The sequence below is a fragment of the Frankia sp. R82 genome, from assembly GCF_023716925.1.
Taxonomy (GTDB): Bacteria; Actinomycetota; Actinomycetes; order Frankiales; family Frankiaceae; genus Frankia.
This window is the reverse complement of the sequence record NZ_JAMQQG010000132.1, coordinates 1-2,088: the sequence shown is the minus strand read 5'-3', so window position 1 is coordinate 2,088 and position 2,088 is coordinate 1. Positions and strand designations below refer to the sequence as shown.

The 2,088-nt window shown below is 75.4% G+C and carries 3 protein-coding genes; 1 reads left to right on the top strand and 2 read right to left on the bottom strand.

Going from position 1 to position 2,088, the window contains the following annotated elements:
* The coding region (locus ND747_RS16140; protein WP_251734436.1) for a nicotinate-nucleotide--dimethylbenzimidazole phosphoribosyltransferase at nucleotides 1-385 on the bottom strand (385 nt) is incomplete at its 3' end.
* A 222-nt stretch (nucleotides 386-607) separates the two neighbouring features.
* A complete protein-coding gene (gcvT, locus tag ND747_RS16135; RefSeq protein WP_251734435.1) occupies nucleotides 608-1,705 on the bottom strand; it encodes a glycine cleavage system aminomethyltransferase GcvT in 1,098 nt (365 codons plus the stop codon).
* A gap of 59 nt (nucleotides 1,706-1,764) precedes the next feature.
* On the opposite strand from gcvT, the gene ND747_RS16130 reads away from it, so the two are divergent.
* Nucleotides 1,765-2,088, top strand: a 324-nt coding sequence (locus ND747_RS16130; protein ID WP_285900624.1) for a M17 family peptidase N-terminal domain-containing protein, incomplete at its 3' end; no start/stop codon positions are given.

Here is a 2,088-nt window from a genome sequence, read left to right as displayed (position 1 = left end):
CCCCCCCCCCCCCCCCCCCCCCCCCCCCCCCCCCCCCCCCCCCCCCCCCCCCCCCCCCCCCCCCCCCCCCCCCCCCCACCGCGGTGTCGACGGCGACATCGACCACCCGCACCTCGGCGCCGACCTGCCGGGCAAGCACGTTCACCGCGGCCCCGCCGGCGGCGAAGTTCGCCACCATCTGGGCGGTGACGTCACTCGGAAACGCCGACACGCCGACCCCGGCAATCCCGTGATCCGCAGCGACGACCACCACCCGCACCCGCGCGAACGCCCGCGGCGGGCATGCCCCCTGGACTCCCGCGATCCAGACCGACAGCTCCTCGAGGCGCCCCAGCGCACCGGGCGGCTTGGTCAGCTGCCCCTGCCGGGCGAGGGCGGCCAGCATCGCCCCACCATCCAGCTCCGGGACGGCCGGAACCGGGCCGCGAGCGCCACCGGCGTCACCGGCGTCACCGGCGTCACCGGCGTCACCGCCAGGGGCAGCATCAACAGCCGCGCTGCTGGCCGGCTCGCCGGAGGCACTGCTGTTCACGGCTCGGGAATCCACGACACCCTTCCTACCCGATGCCTCCGACGGGACGGGACGCGGTCAGGCGCACAGGGGGGATTACCGGGGGGTGGAGGGCACGAAGGGGGGACGCACGACGGTCATCGGGGCGGGCCGGCCGCGGACGTCGACGTGGACGGTTTCACCTTCGGTGATGCCCCGGTCGAGCAGGGCGAGACCGATGCCCTCCCGCAGGGTCGGGGAGAAGGTCCCGCTGGTGACCTCGCCGATCGGGTCACCGGCGGCGGAGGTGACGGTCATGTGGGCGCGGGGGATCGCCCGTCCCGTTGCGCGCAGGCCCCACAGCAGGCGGCTGGCAGCGGCTTCCCGTTCGGCGAGCAGGGCGGCGCGACCCCAGAACGCGGGCTTGCCCCAGCCGACCGCCCAGCCCGACCGGGCCTGCACCGGGGTGATCGACAGCGAGAGATCCTGCCCGTGCAGCGGGTAGCCCATCTCGGTGCGCAGGGTGTCCCGGGCGCCCAGGCCCGCGGGTGACACGTCCAGCGGTGCGCCGGCGGCGAGCAGGGCGTCCCACAGGGCGGGCGCGTCCGACCAGCGGGGCAGCAGCTCGAAGCCCCGCTCGCCGGTGTAGCCGGACCGGCAGACGATCACCGGGAGGCCCTTCCAGGAGGCCTCGACGAAACTCATGTACGCGCTCTCGGCCGGCAGCTCGAGTGCGGCGAGCAGCCGGGGCGCGGCGGGGCCCTGCACGGCGAGGACGGCCAGGTCGGTGTGCCGGTCGGTGACGGTCACCGCGGGCGGGGCCGCGGCGGCCAGCCGGGCGACGACCTCGGCGTTGTTCGCCGCGTTCGGGACGAGCAGCACATGCTCGGGTGAGATCAGATAGGCGATCAGGTCGTCGACGACCCCGCCCTCCTCGGTGCAGCACAGCGTGTACTGGGCCTGTCCGGGACCGATGCGGGCAAGGTCGTTCGTCAGACAGGCGTTGACGAAGGCCGCGGCGCCGGGGCCGGTGACCTCGGCCTTGCCGAGATGGCTGACGTCGAAGACGCCGACCGCACTGCGGACGGCCTGGTGTTCGGCCAGCACGCCCCGCCCGGCGTACTCGATCGGCATCTCCCACCCGCCGAACTCCGCGAGCTTCGCGCCCAGCGCGACATGCCGGTCGTACAGCGGAGATCGCCGCAGCTCTGCCATGGGACACAGCCTAGTGACCGCGACCGCCCGGGCACCGTCACGTTCAATACGCTCACCTCATGACCACTATCGCGCCCAGTGCCACAGCCCTTGTCGATCTCGCCGTGGACGCGGTGGTGATCGGGACCATGTCCGGGGCGGAGGGGGTCGAGGTCGCCCCCGGTGCCGGCGCGCTGGACGAGGCCCTCGGCGGGCGGCTCGTGGGCGTGCTCACCTCGCTCGGCGCGACGGGGCGGGCCGGCGAGGTCGTCCAGTTCGCGACGCTCGGCGCGGTACGCGCAGCCACCGTCGTCGCGGTGGGACTCGGGCCGAGCCCGGCGCCGGCGGACACCCGGCAGGCGGCCCCCCTGGACGCCGAGGGGCTGCGCCGCGCGGCCGGGACC

Excerpts from the sequence above, each read along its gene's own strand:
- gcvT (WP_251734435.1), bottom strand. The coding sequence starts at position 1,705 with ATGGCAGAGCTGCGGCGATCTCCGCTGTACGACCGGCATGTCGCGCTG.